Annotated in this window: 15 protein-coding genes and 1 pseudogene; 9 read left to right on the forward strand and 7 right to left on the reverse strand. The window is 66.4% G+C overall.

Features of this window, described 5'->3' with window-relative positions:
- Positions 1-130: 130 nt before the first annotated feature.
- On the forward strand, positions 131-1,339 hold the full coding sequence (locus FKD65_RS40525) for a YcaO-like family protein (protein WP_141584942.1): 1,209 nt from the start codon (positions 131-133) through the stop codon (positions 1,337-1,339).
- A complete protein-coding gene (locus FKD65_RS40530; protein ID WP_141584945.1) occupies positions 1,336-2,037 on the forward strand; it encodes a TfuA-like protein in 702 nt (233 codons plus the stop codon). The genes FKD65_RS40525 and FKD65_RS40530 overlap by 4 nt, the downstream gene beginning before the upstream one ends.
- Positions 2,038-2,084: 47 nt before the next feature.
- Here the strand turns inward: FKD65_RS40530 and FKD65_RS40535 are convergent, their stop codons facing one another.
- Genes FKD65_RS40535 through FKD65_RS46120 form a run of 4 tightly spaced genes read right to left on the reverse strand, consistent with a single transcriptional unit; the run spans position 2,085 to position 3,829 of the window.
- Complete coding sequence (locus FKD65_RS40535; RefSeq protein WP_141584947.1) at positions 2,085-2,417, reverse strand: nitrile hydratase subunit beta; 333 nt, start codon at positions 2,415-2,417, stop codon at positions 2,085-2,087.
- The gene (gene scnC, locus FKD65_RS40540) at positions 2,414-3,112 is read right to left on the reverse strand and encodes a thiocyanate hydrolase subunit gamma (protein WP_240809846.1); all 699 of its coding nucleotides are present in this window, start codon (positions 3,110-3,112) and stop codon (positions 2,414-2,416) included. The genes FKD65_RS40535 and scnC overlap by 4 nt, the downstream gene beginning before the upstream one ends.
- Positions 3,113-3,122: 10 nt before the next feature.
- A complete protein-coding gene (locus FKD65_RS46115) occupies positions 3,123-3,416 on the reverse strand; it encodes an SH3-like domain-containing protein (protein WP_141584949.1) in 294 nt (97 codons plus the stop codon).
- Positions 3,416-3,829, reverse strand: a complete 414-nt coding sequence (locus tag FKD65_RS46120) for an SH3-like domain-containing protein (protein ID WP_141584951.1) — start codon at positions 3,827-3,829, stop codon at positions 3,416-3,418. The genes FKD65_RS46115 and FKD65_RS46120 overlap by 1 nt, the downstream gene beginning before the upstream one ends.
- Positions 3,830-4,694: 865 nt before the next feature.
- Between FKD65_RS46120 and FKD65_RS40560 the strand changes: the two genes are divergently transcribed.
- The 4 genes from FKD65_RS40560 to FKD65_RS40575 all read left to right on the forward strand — a co-directional run bounded on the left by FKD65_RS40560 (position 4,695) and on the right by FKD65_RS40575 (position 7,019).
- Positions 4,695-5,009 (forward strand): hypothetical protein, encoded by a 315-nt coding sequence (locus tag FKD65_RS40560; RefSeq protein WP_141584955.1) that lies wholly within the window; start codon positions 4,695-4,697, stop codon positions 5,007-5,009.
- 203 nt (positions 5,010-5,212) lie between these two features.
- On the forward strand, positions 5,213-5,431 hold the full coding sequence (locus FKD65_RS40565; RefSeq protein WP_141584957.1) for a CbtB domain-containing protein: 219 nt from the start codon (positions 5,213-5,215) through the stop codon (positions 5,429-5,431).
- Between the two features lie 19 nt (positions 5,432-5,450).
- Positions 5,451-6,236, forward strand: coding sequence for a CbtA family protein (locus tag FKD65_RS40570; RefSeq protein ID WP_141584960.1), 786 nt, complete (start codon positions 5,451-5,453; stop codon positions 6,234-6,236).
- A 96-nt stretch (positions 6,237-6,332) separates the two neighbouring features.
- Positions 6,333-7,019 (forward strand): YoaK family protein, encoded by a 687-nt coding sequence (locus FKD65_RS40575; RefSeq protein ID WP_141584962.1) that lies wholly within the window; start codon positions 6,333-6,335, stop codon positions 7,017-7,019.
- A 231-nt stretch (positions 7,020-7,250) separates the two neighbouring features.
- Here FKD65_RS40575 and FKD65_RS46440 read toward each other — a convergent pair whose 3' ends face one another.
- Together FKD65_RS46440 and FKD65_RS40585 are read right to left on the reverse strand one after the other, a co-directional pair.
- Positions 7,251-7,376, reverse strand: a complete 126-nt coding sequence (locus FKD65_RS46440) for a hypothetical protein (protein WP_302931573.1) — start codon at positions 7,374-7,376, stop codon at positions 7,251-7,253.
- A gap of 1,052 nt (positions 7,377-8,428) precedes the next feature.
- Positions 8,429-11,188 (reverse strand): ABC transporter substrate-binding protein, encoded by a 2,760-nt coding sequence (locus FKD65_RS40585; protein WP_141584965.1) that lies wholly within the window; start codon positions 11,186-11,188, stop codon positions 8,429-8,431.
- A gap of 274 nt (positions 11,189-11,462) precedes the next feature.
- Here FKD65_RS40585 and FKD65_RS40590 point away from each other — a divergent pair, with 274 nt between their 5' ends.
- From FKD65_RS40590 to FKD65_RS40605, 3 genes and pseudogenes are all read left to right on the forward strand, one after another.
- Positions 11,463-13,973: an NACHT domain-containing NTPase gene (locus FKD65_RS40590; protein ID WP_141584967.1), complete on the forward strand. Its 2,511-nt coding sequence runs from the start codon at positions 11,463-11,465 to the stop codon at positions 13,971-13,973.
- 150 nt (positions 13,974-14,123) lie between these two features.
- Positions 14,124-14,805 (forward strand): annotated as a pseudogene (locus FKD65_RS45995) (transposase family protein); the annotation flags it as partial.
- Between the two features lie 90 nt (positions 14,806-14,895).
- Positions 14,896-15,627 carry an alpha/beta hydrolase gene (locus FKD65_RS40605; protein WP_168221344.1) on the forward strand — a complete coding sequence of 244 codons (732 nt, stop codon included), beginning with the start codon at positions 14,896-14,898 and terminating at the stop codon, positions 15,625-15,627.
- A 55-nt stretch (positions 15,628-15,682) separates the two neighbouring features.
- On the opposite strand, the gene FKD65_RS40610 is transcribed toward FKD65_RS40605, so the two are convergent.
- A complete protein-coding gene (locus FKD65_RS40610; RefSeq protein ID WP_141584975.1) occupies positions 15,683-16,507 on the reverse strand; it encodes an IclR family transcriptional regulator in 825 nt (274 codons plus the stop codon).
- Positions 16,508-16,534: the final 27 nt, after the last annotated feature.

The raw sequence follows: 16,534 nt of genomic DNA on the forward strand, positions 1-16,534 counted from the left end.
TCTCTGGGGGAGCGGGAGTCCTTCAAGATCGGTAAGTGCATGCGCCGTCGTGTTAATCCGGTGAATTCCTGGTGCTTTTCGCGCGGCCTGCGCGAATATGCCGACGACGTGGACGTGAGGGGCGGCGCGTATGCCCGTGCTCGGTAGCAGTGTCCGTTCGGTTCCGGCCGCGGTGACGGTGCGCCGTGCGTGGCCGGTGGCCCGCGGGCTCGGTGTCACGCGCTGTGCCGAGACGACCTGGCTCGACCGGATCGGGATCCCCGTGCACACAGCGACCAGGCCGAACGCTGCCGCCGTCATCGTCACCGCGGGGAAGGGCGGGACGGTCGAGGAGTCGCGCGCCGGCGCTCTGATGGAGGCCATCGAACAGGCGGTCGCGGAGTGGTCGCCGCGGTGGGCGGCCGAGCGTGGCGACCTCCGATGGGCGTCCCCTCGCGACATCGTGGCGGAGGGCGGTCCGACGCTCTTCAGCATGTGCCCCGCGCTCGGACGGGAACTCGACGTCGATCGCGAGATCTCCTGGGTCGGGGCCGAGGATCTGATTTCCGGGACGCGAATTCCGGTCCCCGCGGAATTGGTCTTCCATCCGTGTCCGAAGGAGTGGCAGGCCGGGTATTGGGGCTCGACCACGACAGGACTGGCGTCCGGGAACGGCGTCGACGAAGCGCTTCTGCACGGGCTCTGCGAGGTACTGGAGCGCGACGTGATCTCTTTCGAGTCTCTTCGCTCGTCCTCGGTCCTGGTGGTCGGGGAACTGCCGCCCGGCCCCGCCGCGATGATCAAGCGAGTCCGCGCGGCCGGACTTCAAGCATGGCTGCGCTGGATTCCGACCCCGCTCGGCGTCTGCTTCTCTTGCCTGATCGCCGACCCCGACCTGACATCCCCGCTGGCCTGCAACGGAGGATACGGATTCCATCCTGTGGCGGAGATCGCGGCCGTCCGCGCGGTGAGCGAGGCCGCCCAGTCGCGACTGGCCTTCATCCAGGGCGCCCGTGATGATCTGGATGAGACCGCCGCCCTCGTCCGCTCCCTCGGCGCGAAGGGGGAGGAGCGCTACCGGAGTGAACTGGTCGCCGGATTCGCCAGTGCCGACCGTACGGCCGCCTTCGACGACATCCCCACATCTGATCCGGCCCGGCCCCGGGAAATGCTCAACCGCTTGCTCGACCGCTGCCGCCGCCATGGGTTCGAACGTGTGGGGGCGTACCGGTATCCGCCACTGGCGAGCCCATTCGAGGTGGTACGCGTCAGCGTCCCGTTCGCCGAGCACTTCACGCAGGGAAGCCGCCGTGTCGGCCCCCGCCTCGGCGAGGCCGCCGAACGGATGGCCCGCCGATGAACGGTCCGGGCACATTCCTTTTCCTCGGCCCAACCGGACACGGCATGCCACGCGAACTCCTCGACGTTGAGGGCATGACCGTCCTTCCGCCTGCCCGGCGCGGTGCTGTGGCCGCACTGCTGGACACGGGCGGCCCTCCCGGCGAGATCGTCATCGTGGACGGCCGTTTCGGCGATGTCCTCGCGGTGGGTCACCGGGAGATCCTCGCCGCCCTGGATGCGGGCTGGACGGTATGGGGGGTGTCGTCGATGGGAGCGATCCGCGCAGCGGAATTGCACGACCATGGAATGAAGGGGTTCGGTGTGGTCTACCGACGCTTCGTCGAGCAGATGATCCCCGACGACCAGGTCGCGGTGCTGCACGGCCCCGCCCCCGAGTACCGTCCGTTCAGCGAAGCCCTGATCGACCTCGGATCCTTTCTTGAGCACCTGGCGGGCGCGGAACTGCTGCGGCCTGCACACGCACGGAAAGTTCAGCACGCCCTGGCCGGCCGTTGGTTCGCGGAAAGGACCGTCAGCGCGCTGACGGCCCTGTGCGGCGAGGTCGCCGGGCCCGATGCCGTCCAGCCCATCCGGAAGGAGCTGCCGAAGCTGCCGGATCTTCGACTGAAGAGCGCCGACCTACGCGCGTTCCTCATGCTGCCTGGAAGGCGGCAGAACCGCGGGAACGCCTCCGGGCAAGGCGATCGGACACGGTGACGCGGCTTCCGCGTATGGATGATCGCCATGCCCGGCTGCGCGTATCGTCAGACCTCCGACATCCTTTCGCGGACCTCGCGCATCTTCGCGCGGAGTTCGTCCTCCTCGAAAAGCCCCCGGTCCATGAGGGTGTGGGCGACCGTCAGCACCGAGCGCGCCTGGACGGGGAAGCGCACGTACACGGTCTCCCCCAGCTCGTCCTCCAGGTGACGGCGCTCCAGGTTGTCGAGTACGCCGCCCTTGGACAGGCACTCGCACGTCACCTGCATTCGCGTCTCCCAGACCTCGGGCTCATGCTCCATGCAGCGGAGCGAGATGTCGCCGCGTTCCCCGATGTCGGCGAGAGTCTCAGCGAGGACGTCGTACTCGCTCAGCGTCACTTGTGCACCTCCCCGGCCGGGACGGGCACCCGCACGTCCGTCCTGGGCAGCGCCACACCGATCATGGTGTCCCGGGTGACGATCTCGGCGAGCTGCTGCTCGCTCCAGCCCTCCGTCCCCTCCGGCCGCATCGGCATGACCATGAACCGGGACTTCTGATTGGAGTCGTGCACCCGCACCTCGACGTCCTCCGGCAGGTGCAGGCCGAACTCCGCGAGCACCTCGCGGGGCCGGTTCACCATGCGGCGACGGTAGGCCGGCGTCCGGTACCAGTCCGGCGACATGCCGAGGACCGGTCGCGGGTAGCAGGAGCACAGCGTGCACACGATCACGTTGTGCACCTTCGGCGTGTTCTCCAGGACGTAGAAGAAGGTGTAGTCGCTCGGCGTCCCCGTCCCCGTCGGATGCAGCCAGTCGATGCCCACCTCCCTGCACGCCTCGGTGCCGTTGCTGAGGAGCCGCTCCTTGAACGCCGGGTCGGACCACGCCTTGGCCACGAGCTTGGACCCGCCGTGCGGACCGACGCCGTCCGCCCACTCCGAGAACCGGCGGTGGTCCTCGGCCGAGAAGATGCCCTTCTCGATGGACAGTTCACGGACCGCAAGTTCGAGGATCTCGAATTCGCTGACCTTCGAGGACACCGGAAAGGCGTTGTGGCCGTCGTGTCCGTCGTGCCCGTCGTGCATTGAAGTCATTTCTTCCTCTCTATTGCGCCGGGGCCAGCCAGCGCTCGGAGCACTCGGTCTCGAGTGTGTCGATGGACTGGCCGGGGTAGCCGGGCCAGAGGTCGGTCTGCTTGAAACGCACCACGTAGAACGGCTCCTTGCGCCCGTTGTCAACTCGTCCGAACGCCTCGTCCTCAGGAATGACCCATTCGGGGCGGTGCTCGACCACCACGCCGGTGCGCCCGCGGACGAACTTCTGCGTGCGGGTGTGGAAAAGAGTGGTCTCGTCGCGGACGGTGACCTTGTCGCCGATCGAGAATTTGGGGTTGGCCATCAGGTCCTCGCTTCCTGCCGGGCCCGGATCTCGTCGATCTTCCGGCCGAGCTCGTCGGTGGTGATCAGGCCGGCATCCACGAGATACCGGGCGGCACCGGTGATCCAACGGGCGTAGTAGGGCAGCCCGAAGTACATCGTGGCGCCGAGGTCGTTCTCAGACCGCCGCCGCATCTCGGCGTTCCAGCCGGTGCGCCAGCAGATGACCTCGCAGGTGAGGTAGGTGTTCATCTCCCATTCCTCCTCACCCTTTTCCAGGAAGGGAGCGGGGGCATCAGGCTGGCCGCCGACGTCGTGCAGTACCGAACGGAGAGCCGCGTAGAGTTCGTTCGAGATCGTGTAGGGCGAGTCGAGCACATTGCGCTCTTCCGGCGCCAGATGGCGGACTCGCTCCATAAGCGTGGAATACTGCATCGTCGTGAATCTCCTTTCCGATGAAGAGCATCGGACGCCCGGAGATGTACCCCTGACCTTTCCCGCAATCGAAGACCGCGGGTAAGTTTGCGCAAAGCATCCTTGACCTTGCCACGATGTCCTTCCATGTAGGCCACGGCCCCGACCGGGGGTATGCGTCGTCCAGGGCGACCGCGGCGGTCGGAGTCTCCGCTGAGCAGGATGAAACGCCCAAATCCCTGCTTTTCGGAAAAGTTAGTATCCACATGGGGGCAGGCGATCGTGAATGCTAGAGAAGGGGCGGAAGAGGCCCAGACGGGACGGCGGGAGCAGTCCGGATGGACTCTGTTGACCGCGCGCGGGGAGAGTGCACCCGCGCCGCCGAGACCACGGTGCACGGTCACGATATGCCGGGGCTGCTGCTGCGGCACCGACCGCCGGAACGCGGGCATCGACCACGACGGACTGGAACGGCGGCTCCGCCATCGGCTGGCCCATGACGTCCGCGTTCGCTACACCGACTGTCTCGGTCCGTGCACGAATGCGAACGTCATCGTGATCAACCCCTCCGCGGAGGGCCGTACGGCCGGCGGGCGAACGACGTGGATCGGGCATGTCCTCGACGAGGGCGCCGTCGACGACATCACCGTATGGGCGAACGCCGGCGGACCAGGACTGTCGCGCCCCCCGGCCACTATCGATCTCTACGCGTTCGAACCGCCGAGGCACGGCCGTTGACGACCGTCCCGGGACGAGTCCTCCACGGGACCTGATCCGCCCTGATGGGATTCGGCATACCGTTTTTGGTGATTATGGGTGCGTCCCCAGGGGCAACTTTGCGGGTGCGGTCGTGGTAAGGCGCCGCTATCGACGAGGGGAGCAAGCTGTGGCGGAATTCAGGAAGAGACTGGCCTGTGTCATCGATGCCGAAGGCCGCGTCGTGCGCGGGTATCTCGTCGAAGGCTGCGACTTCGACGGCACTAACGAGTACATCGTCACATGGAAGGCCCCCCTCTTTGGCGGCGAAGCGAGAACGAATTTCGCCGGTACGATCGGCAGTGCCGAGAGCGAGCCCGTGGAACCTGGCCTGGTCACCGTGGGTCTCGGAGATCAGCAGAACGAACTCCGAGTACGCACTTTCGCAGCGGACGGGTCACCCGCACCGCGCTCCTTCCACATCGCCTGCTTCAGGGACCAGTGAGCTGGGACGAGCAACTCTCAGGGCTGATGGGATCGAGAAATTCACTTTTCGGTTCTACGCCGGTTTCCGATGGCTTGACCGAATATGTTGATCAGTGACTGGGTGTTGTGGTCGTGTTAGCCTTTCGTTGAATCGGCCGGACCCGGAACGGTGAAGATCAGGTTGTCCGGGCGTCTGACCGGCCCCGTGGAGAAGGAGATTCCATGGCCGAAGCGGTAGTGCCGACCGCACCAACCCGTCCCGTTCCCGTTCGAGTGCCGCTGCGGGAGATCGTGCCGTGGGCCGTCTTCGCCGCGGTCCTCGGACTCGTCATCCTCTACTTCGTCGGGGCCGAGCAGGGCGCGGTGTCGCTGTTCGGCGGCACAGGGATTCACGAGTTCATGCACGACGGCCGGCACCTTCTCGGATCGCCCTGCCACTGACGGCCACCGGGAGCGGCTCATGATCCGGGCACTTCTCGTTCGCGGCATGTTGGCCGGGTTCGCCGGCGGAGTGGTCGCCGCTGTGTTCGCCTGGATTGTCGGTGAACCGCAGATCCGCGCCGCGATCGCTTTCGAGAAGGGGCACGAGGCGAGCGGCGGCCACGAGCACGTGACCGCCGCGGGGGGGCACCTCCACGACACCGCCGAGGTCGTCGTCTCCCGCGGCGTGCAGGAGACCTTTGGCCTGTCGGTCGCGCTCGGGCTCTTCGGCATCGCGATCGGCGGCGTATTCGCGCTGGTCTTCGCCGGCTTCTACGGACGTCTCGGCGCTCTCACCGCCCGTCCGACTGCGGCGCTTTTGGCGGGCGCCGGGTTCGTGATCGTAGGCCTCGCGCCCTTCCTGAAGTACCCCGCGAATCCGCCTGCGGTCGGCAAGGAGGACACCGTCGGCGACCGGACCGTCCTCTACCTGGCGCTGATCGCCATCAGCGTCGTCGCCGCGGTCGTCGCCGCGCAGGTCGGACACCGGCTGGCCGTCCGCCTCGGCGGCTGGAACGCGACCGTTGCCGGCGGGGCGGTGTTCGTCGGGCTGCTGGGCGTCGCCTACGCGGCACTGCCCGCCGTCAATGAGGTTCCGGTCGGTTTTCCCGCCGCTGTGCTGTGGAGGTTCAGGCTCGCCTCACTCGGCACACTCGCGGTCACCTGGGCCGTGCTCGGTCTGGTGTTCGGCGCGCTCGCACCAAGATGCCTGAACGAAGAGCAGCCCGTTCAATCCGCCAAAGCGCCGACCGTGACCGGTTCCTGAGCTCCGGACCATTCAAAAGAGTCGGGACGGCCTGCTGATTCCGACACGCCACTGCGGAAGCCACCGTTACACCTGGCCGTTTGCGAGAATTAACGGGTGTCCGAACCGCGTGATCACGGGCCGTTGCCCCCGCTGCTCGTCCTCCTCACAGTTATGACTGGATTGGTGGATTCGGTCAGCTTCCTGGAGCTCGGTAATGTTTTCGTGGCGAATATGACGGGAAACATCATCTTTCTCGGCCTGGGAATCGGCGGCAGTTCGGGTGTCGCAGGCGACATCGTGCCGACCACGTTGTCGACCGTGTTCTTCTGCGGCGGGGCGGCCGTCGGCGGGCATCTGGCCTTCAACGGGATCACGCATCGGGGCCGGCTCCTGGGTGCGGCCACCGCCGTGCAGACGTGGGCCCTCATCGCCGTTGCGCTGATCGTCACGAACTTCGGTCACATCCAGCAATCCGCCCGGTTCGCGGCGATCGCCATTCTCGCCGTCTCGATGGGCTGGCAATATGCCATCGTCCGGCGCCTGGACGTGCCCGACTTCCGGACGATCGTCGTCACCACGACCCTCACCGCCCTGGTCGCCGACCGCGGCGAGGCCAAGGAACGCGTGGTCCGCCGGACCATGTCGATCGCGGCCCTCCTGATAGGCGCGGCGACCGGTGCGGTGCTCATCAGGAAGGTCGCGGTGGAGGCACCTCTTTGGTGTGCGGTCGGTGTCTTGGCAGTGGTCGCCGCCGTCTCGTTCGTCACCGCGAATCGGGCTGACGCCGACACATGGGGCTAGTCTGGGGCTAGTCTGGAAAGGCTCGATCCCAAACGCAGACGAACTCCCCGACTCCGCCCCGCCGTCCAGGTGCGGACGAAGATCGCGCCAGATGCGAACCATCAACGAATGCGGCCACCTCGACGAGCATGGGCGACCGACCTCAATCCATAGGATGAGGGTGCGCCTAAGTCAGGAACCGGACTCCCCTCTGGCTACAGGGGGTCACGCGCCGTCTGTGGCCGCGAGGCGTCAGTTGCGGGAGAGCGCAACGGACTCGATCTTCTCTGAGGTGCGCTGTGGCGCGGTGAAGGATGCTGGCTGACCTGCGGCGATGGCGAGAAGCGGCTCGTCCTGGGCTTGATTGATCGTGTTCACACCGAAGAGGTCACTGGTTCGAACCCAGTATCGCCCACGTTTTCCCAGCTCAGAGGCTTGCTCGGACGATGAGCAGGCCTCTTTGGCGTTGTCGCAGCTCCGAAGAGGTCACGGGTTTCGGTCCAGCAGTGCGCGGCCTCGCTCCCGCAGGGCAGCTTTTTGGGCTCCGGGGGCGGCCACTGGTGCCCCGGTGGGAGGAATTTGGGAGATCTTCCTTCTCCCACCGCGAACGAGGCCACAAGAAGACCGCGCTAGCAGTCACTCTGCGCGGTCGAAGTCGGGTTGAGTGCTCGCCGCATCTCCGCTCAGGAACCACGAGCCGGGGTGGGCCGGAGTCTGCCTCGCGGCATGCCCGACAGGCCCGTGTGCACGGGGGGCCCGCGTCCTGTTTCTGCGGGTGCGGGTAGCAGGTCACCCTGGCTCGTCTGGAGGCGTCGCTGCCTCTGCTGCCTGGGCCGGGGAGCGCGGTGGTCTTCCTTATCGACGTCTCGCTCGAGGGCCTCCTGCACGTGCTCGGTCAACCGCCGTGCTCTGACCGGCTCTGCCACCAGCCGCCTCCCATCTGGACAACGACCTGTCGTCAACGAGGGTGGAGCCCATCAACCTCCCCGTCCACGGATCCTGTCCGGCGTGTCACCCAACCCGGTGAACGTTTGTGGTCACCGCACTGGGTGTGGAAGGCCCCTGATCTGGACGTGGCGCTAAGCTCGCCAAGGTCCGCGATCGGAGGGATCGGGGTGCGGCCGTTCCAGCCGACGAGGCCGGCGTCCGGGAGGCGATCAGCCCTCTCCATCGCGAGGAATGGGGCCGAGTGGTTGTGTCCCTGACCAAGCGTTTCGGTGACCTGGACATCGTCGAGGAATCGGCCGCCGAGGTGTTTGCTGCCGCCGTTCTGCGATGGCCGGCCGATGGCGTGCCGTCCGGCCCCGGCGGCTGGTTGACCAGCACCGCCACCCGCAAGGCCATCGACCGGATCCAGCGGAGAACAAACGCGATGACAAGCACGAGCAGGCTCGGACGGTGTACGCCGACGACCGCCCGACCGCGCGGTGTCAACAGCCCGTCTGCTGGGCGTTGTACAGTTTTCCGCACTGCTTGACGAGATGCTGCGCCCCGGCCCCGTCGATGGAGACGAGCATGACGGGACGGTCTGCCGCGTAGTGACGTTCTACATCGCCGTGGAGTTTGACAACCCCGCTGCTCCCATCGACGGGTTGCAGATTCTCCAAGGCCAGTAGGACGCCTCCCCGGTTAAGGTCACCGGTCTGCTCCGGTTGCGGAGAATACACAGTTTGGGCAGCACCGCGCAGAGTACGGACCGCGTCATAGGCCAGGGCGGCGAACGCGTGCGACGGGGCCCGGGTCTCACCCGGTTTCGAGATCTCCAGGTCAGCGAGCATTCTGTCGAGGCGCGCGTAGAAGTCGGTGCTGTTGGTGGCGGGGACACCCTGCCAGGCGGCGGCCGACACCAAAGGTGTGTACAGCACCCGTACCCGGTGGTTGCGTCCAATCTCCTTGGCATGGTCGTTGACGTACTGTGTCACCGCGTCTCCGGCCACCACTGTCACGTCGTGACACCGGGACTCCGAGAGCGCATCGATGAACCAGCCGAACTGGGCCGCCCGCCCGGCATAGAAGATGGCGTCGGGTGGTGTTGGCCGGCTGCAGATATCGGTGACCTTGCTGTCCAGGCTTGTCGTGCTGTCATATCGTTCCCCGTCCATGCCGCCTCCGAAGACACGGAGATACTGTTCACCGAGGTCCTTGGTGTACAGGTCGCCGTTGGTCCCGTCGAACAGCACCAACGGACGGCGTACCGACTTGACCCCCTGCGCGGGGAGCCCCTTCCGGACCCATTCGACGACATGCCGTGCCAGTCGGCTGTTGGGAGGTGACAAGGGGAAGTACGAGGGGACGACGCGTCCCGTCGAGCCGATCCCGAGCCGGTCGAAGGTCCCGGCGGTGCCGATCATGGGGATGGAGCGCTTGCCGAGATCGATGATCGCCTGGTTCACCGGGCTTCGGCTCTCCCCGAACCCGACCACGCCAATGACCTTCTCGTTCTCGTTGACCTTCGCCAGGATCGAGCTGGTGACGGTCGAGGCGTACCGGTACCCGTGGCCGGCGTTGGCGATCAGGATGTGAAGCTGGAGCCGTCCGTTGCCGGATCCGCTGTTGCTGATCAGCTCGGACTGGGCGAGAGCCAGGCCGGCCAGTTCACCATGCACGTCGGCGAGTAGGTCGTCGGAGCCCTCGACTGCTCCGTCGGGGAGGCTGAGGGCACCGAGGTACACGATCGTGACGTACGGTTGGCGGCTCGCGGTCACCCGGCTGTTCGCGTCATGAATTTGGGAGAGCGCCCTTTTAAGGCGCGGGTGGAAGGCGAAGTCGCCATCGCTGATGCCGATGCACTCTCCAGTGCTGACGCGCGAGATGCCCGGGGCGCAGCTTCCCGCGGTGGACGTGACGAGGTGGGTGAGCGGGGCGATCAGCAGCACCGACGCCGCCACCCACGGAAAGAAGGGATTGGCCAGTATCGGTTTCCGCCGCTGGATCGGATCCGGGGTGTTGCTGAAGAGTTCGGCATCGGCGGCGTCCAAGCCCACTCGCAGTACTCGCTTCGAGCCGAGCTCACGATCGCGGGCCAGGGCCCGCTTCCACTCTTCCCAGAGATTGCCCGCCTCGGCGGTGGGCACCTGTTCCGGTGACGGGTGTGCACCGTCGTCGGCCGTGTGCGTGCCCTGGGGCTCGTCGTTGTGGATGTAGATGACGAGCAGGGGGTCGCACGTTGCTGTTTCGTTCCGCACCTCTTCGATGCGCTGGACGAGAGCTCCCCCGGGACCGTCCACCACCAGGGTGGGGTAGCTAGTGCGCGCCCAGGCGACCCGCCGCCATATCCGCCAGTCCCGCTGGTAGCCCTGCCGTAGGTCTTCGAGGAAGGCGTTGACCAGCAGGTGCTCCAGTTCGGAGTTCGCCTTGTCCGCGGCTTGTTCGTCCGCGGATGAGGGATTCCCGTCAGCCGCGCGTCGAGTGCGCACCACCCGTACCGCGAAATCACGGAGTGTGTGGGCTCTCTCTTCCCCTCCGTTCCGTGGGTAGGGCTGGGAGCGGAACAACCAGCGATATCGTCTCCTGCCCGCCCAGGCGCGTGACAGCAGGAACACTTGTGCGGCCCACAGCAGAATGCTGAGCAGGACAGTGATCACGCCGAGCAGGATGCGGGCCTGCGCCGCCCACACTGCGCTGAGTATTGTTCCTGCCGCCGCCCAGGCCGGCAGCGGCCCCTCGGCGTAGGCGCGCACGTTCGCCCAGAACGTGCGCTGGTCTATGCGGGGGTTGAGAGTCTTGCCGCGCTGCCGGAGCATCTCCCCGACCCGCTTGTCCAGCCGGTCCGGCTCGTTGCTGGGTAGATCGTGCTCCCGCTCGGGCTCTGCCAGCCAGACGACCATGTTCAGTAGGGGGAACCGCAGCCGGGGTTCGAAGCGTGGCGCTTGTTCCGACAGGCCTTCCGCCGCCGCGTGCAATTGCGCGGAGATCGCGGTGTACCCCGGCTGGCCTGTCGGAGACGCGGAAGGTGTGATCCGTGCGTGGGGTGCGCCGCTGCACAGTCGGTGGACCGCCGCGATAACGGCGCTCGTCGCCGTCTGCGGCCCGCTGACTTCCAGGGTCGGGAGAGGGACGTCCCCCTCCCGGTGGGTGGGGCGCCGACGCATCTTCTGGATCATTCGTTGAAGATCGTCCGCTCCGTCCACCCGGCGGCGGTATTCCTCGGGGTTCTCGTGCGGGCTCCGGGAAGCTGTGCTGATAGCCATTGATCAGCTCCTTTCTGGTCGTTGCGAAAATCAGTTCACCAGGGATCGGCGTGCCGCGGAAGCCGAACCCGAAAGAAAAACCGAGAGGCAATCCATATGGCGCCTGACCTGCGCTTTTGCAAATTGCATTGCAACTGCGTCGCAGCCGAAAGGCCGGTGGTGCGTACCGGATGGCCGCATCGATCGCGTGCCCTGGTTGATATGTCAGACTTGTCCCCTGCGGTCTTCGTGATCGGTGTAGAGTCCCTCCACCGCCTACACAGGAGAGTGGGAGATGGGTCAAGCCGACGATGAGATCGCGAAGTTCCGCAGTGTCCTGAAGACGCTCATACGCGATGCTGCGCGCACGAAGGCCGGCAAGGGGCCCGACTGGGAACCCAGAAATAACGAGATAGCTTGGATACTGGGGGTGAACCCGGCAACGATCACTCGTTGGTTCAACGGCGCCAGCCTGCCGCGGAGAACGGCGGTCGCATCCTTCCTGGAAATGGTCGGTTCGGAGTTCGGTGACCACGAAGAATTCTTGCGCTGGTGGGGCAGGGTGGACCGACTCCGCAAGGGGGTGCCGGTTCCTGCGGTGATGGACGGGCCGGAACAACCGCATCCTGCTCCGCAGGAGGCTCCATCGCGACCGGTGCCTCTTCCTGCAGAAGAGATCCGCTGGGAAGGAACGGGCGTGGGTGCATCAGTTGGTCCGCTGGACAAAGCAGTCGCCGCACTGGCCAGGAACCTCTACGGGCAATGGGACTCTGAGGCGTCCTACCGCGGGCTCGTCATGCCCCCTCCCATCCCACCGCGCTGGACTCGCACTGAGCGCCCGGTCGCGGGGCGCGTCAGTGTCGCGGTCGGCGACCCGGACAAGCCGGGCCGGTTCCGGGAACTGCCCGAGACCCAGCGGGCGACAGCCGACACCATCCAAGAGGGTGGGCTCAAGGAGCTGTTCGAGATCTACGCCGGCCTTGGCTCCGGCCGGATCATCCTGATGGGCCATTACGGCAGTGGCAAGACCTCCACCGCAATCCTATTGCTGCTCCACGAACTGGACCGTCGCATCGGTCTAACGCGGGACACGAGCAGAAAGACACCCGTACCGCTGCTTCTCACCGCCCAGGACTGGAACTTTCCCGAGCAGAGTCTCAGTGCCTGGTTCGCCCAGCAACTGGCGACTACCTACACGTTTCTGGGGTCTGCCGAGTACGGACCCGACGCCGCCTGGCGACTGGTCCGCGAGGGCCGGGTCGCACTGTTCCTGGATGCTTTTGACGAGCTGGACCCGGAGCGACAGATCGAGGCGATCCACTCGATCAACCGGGAGAGCCAGACCTTTCGGCTGGTGCTACTGACTCGCACCCAGGACTTCACGGCGGCCGTGAAGGCGGGGCACCGCCATGTACACGGTGCCGTCGCACTGGAGTTGCGACCGGTCACGCCAGATCTCGCGATCTCGTATCTCAAGGATTATCAGCCCTTCCCTGCTCCGGACGACGATCCATTGCGGAAGGTGATCGAACAGCTGGAGACTGATCCTGAGCATCCGATCGGCCGGGCGCTCGACACGCCTTTCAACCTCGCCCTCCTCAGCGCGGACCCTCAGGTCGTCGACGAGTTGTCGACCGCAGGCCCGATCGAGACGCGGGAAAAGGTGGAGGACCTCCTCCTCGGCCGCGTCGTCAGCGTTGCCTACGGACCCGACCAGAGGCGCATTACAGAGGCGAAACGGTATCTCGGCTACCTCGCCGTCCAGATGGACGGCGAGGATCTCTCCTGGTGGCGTATGCACCACTGGGTTCCGCGCTGGGAGCGGTACGTGCTCAACACCCTCGCGGGCGCACTGATCACGAGTGTTACCGGCCTGATGGTCTTCGGGCCGGTGGGACAGTACACGGTCACCGGACACACGGGGACGCTCTTCGGTCTAAGCTATGGCGCCGCGATGGGCTCCGTGTTCGGCTTTCTGGCTACGGTCGTCTCCGAGGCCCGCGATCCCCGCCCCAAGGATCCCGAGCGGAGATCGGATCGACGTTCCGGAGCCCGCCGAAGGGTGCTGCCCGGGTTCCCGGACAGAGTGCCGCGCGCTGTCAACCCCGCGGTCGCACTGCTCATTCTCGCCGTGGTGACCATGGCCGTCCGCAACCAGAGCGGCCATCTGCTGTTCGGTCTGCTCGCCGGGGTCGTCGCCAGTTGTGCATCAGGACACGCGGCTACGCGCGTTCGCAGTATTTCCAGTATGCGGCGCCGATGGGCGAGACTGGGCCCAAACCTGACGGACCTGTTGGCTTCGTCGACGATCGGTGTGCCGATCGGATTGGCCTACGGCCTGACCAAGAGCCCGGAGTTCGGAGCCGTCGCCGGTCTGCTCACCGGATCCACTTTCGGCTTCATGACCAGCATGGCGCGCCCGACTTCCGATACCGAGACACCACCCGACCCGGAGACCCACTGGAAACAGGATCGCAGCCGCACTCTGCTGGTGGCGCTGACGGCCGCGGTTCCCATCGGGCTGGCGCTCGGCATCCAGAACGGCCGCGCTCACGGCCTGGTCGCAGGGATCACCGCGTTCGTCGGTCTCAGCACAATCCTGGGCTTGGGGACGGCGGCCGGAATCTCCGACATCTGGCGCACGGCGCTGGTCTTCGTGCAACTGCGGTTGCGCGGCGATTTCCCACTGCGCGGCATGCGCTTTCTCCGTGGCGCCCGTAAGAAGCAGGTTCTACGGACGGTCGGCGCGAAGATCCAGTTCAGGCACGATCGAGTGCGAATCGCCCTCACACCAACTCGGCGATGACTGGCACTCGCTCACTGAGCCTTTTCCACCACGTCTGTGGGTGGGTGATCACAGCATGATCGCGGGCGGCGTGGCAGGCCCTGAAACATGAAGAAGCCCTGGTAGGAAGGGTGATCTCTCACAACCCTCCGCCCCCACCAGGGATTTCACATGCTTTTCTATCGTTCTTCGCTGCGGTTGTCGCGTCAGACGCTGCAGTACGTGACCGGGTTCGTCGGCCGGCACCGCAGGCAGGTCGGCAGCAAGGGCTGGGCTCTACCAGCGGGGATGCAGGCGCTGATGACGCTGGCTTACCTGAAGAACGGCGAGAGGTTCGCGCAGCTCGGCGCCGGGTTTCGGGGGCGGAACCACCACCGCCTGGCGCTACGTCGACGAGACGGTAACGCTGCTGTCGGCCCGATCACCCAAACTCACCCGGGCGCTGGCCAAGGCCAAGAATGACGGCCTGCTCTACCTGGTTCTGGACGGCCTGCTCATCCCGATCGGGCGCGTGAAGGCCGACCGGCCCTTCTACCCGGGGAAACATTGCCGCCACGGCATGAACCTCCAGGTCATCGCCGCACCGAACTGAACCCTGCTGTGGGTGTCGGGACCGCTGCGCGGCCCAGTTCACGACCTGGCCGCGGCCAGGATCTGGGGCGTCGTCCGGGCACTGGCCACCACCGGCCTGCTGGTGCTGGCCGATAAGGCCTACCAGGGTGCCGGCGCGCACATCCTCACGCCCTACAAGGGACGCGACAAGCCCGAACCTTAAAAGGACACCAACCGCGCACACGCCAAGCTCGGCGGACCCGGCGAACGCGCGAACGCCCAGCTCAAATCATGGCGCATCGCAATGTTCGGGTCCGGGTTGGAGGCGTGCGCTCGCCGCGCAGTACTACGGATCGGGCCTCCTCTGGCTACGGTGGGTCACAAGCTGCCGATGGCAGCACGGCATAAGTCGTGCTTCGGCGGCAGCGGCGGCGAACCGCGCCAGCACCTCGAACCCCACCGGCAGATTGCCGACTACCGCGACGCGATCAGCTACGCCGAGTCGCTCGACGTCGTGGACGCCGACCGGATCGGTGTCTGGGGGATCTCCTACAGCGGCGGCCACTCGCTGATCGTCGGCGCCCTCGACCCGCGCGTGAAGGTCGTCGTCTCGGTGGTCCCCGTCGTGGACGGCCTGGAGACCATGCGCCGCGCCCACGGCACCATGGGGTTCCGCCGGCTCACCAAGGCCGTGCTCGACAGCGGGCGCGAACTCTGGGCGACCGGCGAGTACGACTACATGAAGCACTCCTCGACCACACCGTCTGAGGAGCTGTGCACATGGCCGTTCCCCGGCAGCGCGCCGCTCTTCCAGATGCTGAAGGAGACCGAGGCCCCGTTCTACGAGAACCGCAACACCGTGGCGTCGACGGAGATGCTCATGGAGTACTTCGTCGAGCCGCATCTGCGGCAGCTGGTGGACACGCCGGTTCTCATGGTGCTGGCCGACAGCGACGACTTCACCTGGTCGGACCTCGAGGTGGAGGCGTTCAACCGGGTCCCCACCCCGGTGAAGAAGCTGCACGTGATGACCGGAAACGACCACCACCAGCTCTACCAGGAGCCCCAGCGCACGGCCCTCGCCGCGCACGTGTGCCGCGACTGGTTCGCCGAACACCTCTGACCGCCGGCGGACATGCCCGTGCCCGGGGCACGGGCGGGTGGGGGAGGGGGCCCGGTCAGCGGTGGTCGGAGTCGATCGCCAGCTCGGTCACCAGGGTGCTGATGGCGCGGGCGGTCTCGACGACCTGGGGGGCGATCACGTCCCTCAGCTCCGCCTTGTCCAGCGGGCGGGCGATCGAGACGTTGATCGCGGCGATGGGGCGCCCGGACGCGTTGAACACGGGGGCGCCGACTCCGCGGATGCCCAGGACCATCTCCTCGTCGTTCAGGGAGTATCCGCGGCTGCGGATGCGGTCGAGCTCCTGGGTGAGCTTGTCGCGGTCGGTGATCGTGTACTGGGTCACGGCCTCCAGCGCGCGGTCGCCGAGGATCCGCTCGACCTCCTCGCCGGGCAGGAACGCGAGGATCGCGCGCCCCAGTGAGGTGGCGTGGACGGGCAGACGGCTTCCGACGAACAGCCGCAGCGCGAGGAGGTCGTCGTTGAGCAGGCGCGCGACGTAGACCACTTCCGCGCCGCTCAGAAGAGCCATGTTGACCGTCTCGCCGGTGCTCTCGCGCAGCCGCTGGAGATGAGGGCGCGCCATCTCCGGCAGTTCCCGGCTGCTCAGCGCCGCACGCGCCAGCGAGATCGCCTTGAGACCGGGACGAAACGTCCTGGACTGAATCTCCTCCAGGTAACCGAGACTCAGCAGCGTCTGGCAGAAGCGGTACGCGGTCGCGCGGTTGAGTCCGGTCAACGAGGCGATCTCGCTCGTGGTGAGCTCGGGGCGCCTCTCGTTGAACAGCTCCAGGATCGCGAGAGCACGCGAGACGGACTGGATGCCGTCCTTCTTGCCGCCCTCGACATCACCAGGCGAAGGACTGTTCGTTGTACGAGCCACAGGCAAGATGTTAGCCCACTGCGGCAC

The organism is Actinomadura sp. WMMA1423 (assembly GCF_006547145.1).
In the GTDB taxonomy this organism is placed as follows: Bacteria; Actinomycetota; Actinomycetes; order Streptosporangiales; family Streptosporangiaceae; genus Spirillospora.

Bases quoted from the DNA above. Each gene is read 5' to 3' on its own strand.
- FKD65_RS40585 (WP_141584965.1), bottom strand. From the start codon at position 11,188: ATGGCTATCAGCACAGCTTCCCGGAGCCCGCACGAGAACCCCGAGGAA.
- FKD65_RS46115 (WP_141584949.1), bottom strand. From the start codon at position 3,416: ATGGCCAACCCCAAATTCTCGATCGGCGACAAGGTCACCGTCCGCGAC.
- FKD65_RS40570 (WP_141584960.1), top strand. From the start codon at position 5,451: ATGATCCGGGCACTTCTCGTTCGCGGCATGTTGGCCGGGTTCGCCGGC.
- FKD65_RS46120 (WP_141584951.1), bottom strand. From the start codon at position 3,829: ATGCAGTATTCCACGCTTATGGAGCGAGTCCGCCATCTGGCGCCGGAA.
- FKD65_RS40530 (WP_141584945.1), top strand. From the start codon at position 1,336: ATGAACGGTCCGGGCACATTCCTTTTCCTCGGCCCAACCGGACACGGC.
- FKD65_RS40605 (WP_168221344.1), top strand. From the start codon at position 14,896: ATGGCAGCACGGCATAAGTCGTGCTTCGGCGGCAGCGGCGGCGAACCG.
- FKD65_RS40590 (WP_141584967.1), top strand. From the start codon at position 11,463: ATGGGTCAAGCCGACGATGAGATCGCGAAGTTCCGCAGTGTCCTGAAG.
- scnC (WP_240809846.1), bottom strand. From the start codon at position 3,112: ATGACTTCAATGCACGACGGGCACGACGGACACGACGGCCACAACGCC.
- FKD65_RS40525 (WP_141584942.1), top strand. From the start codon at position 131: ATGCCCGTGCTCGGTAGCAGTGTCCGTTCGGTTCCGGCCGCGGTGACG.
- FKD65_RS40565 (WP_141584957.1), top strand. From the start codon at position 5,213: ATGGCCGAAGCGGTAGTGCCGACCGCACCAACCCGTCCCGTTCCCGTT.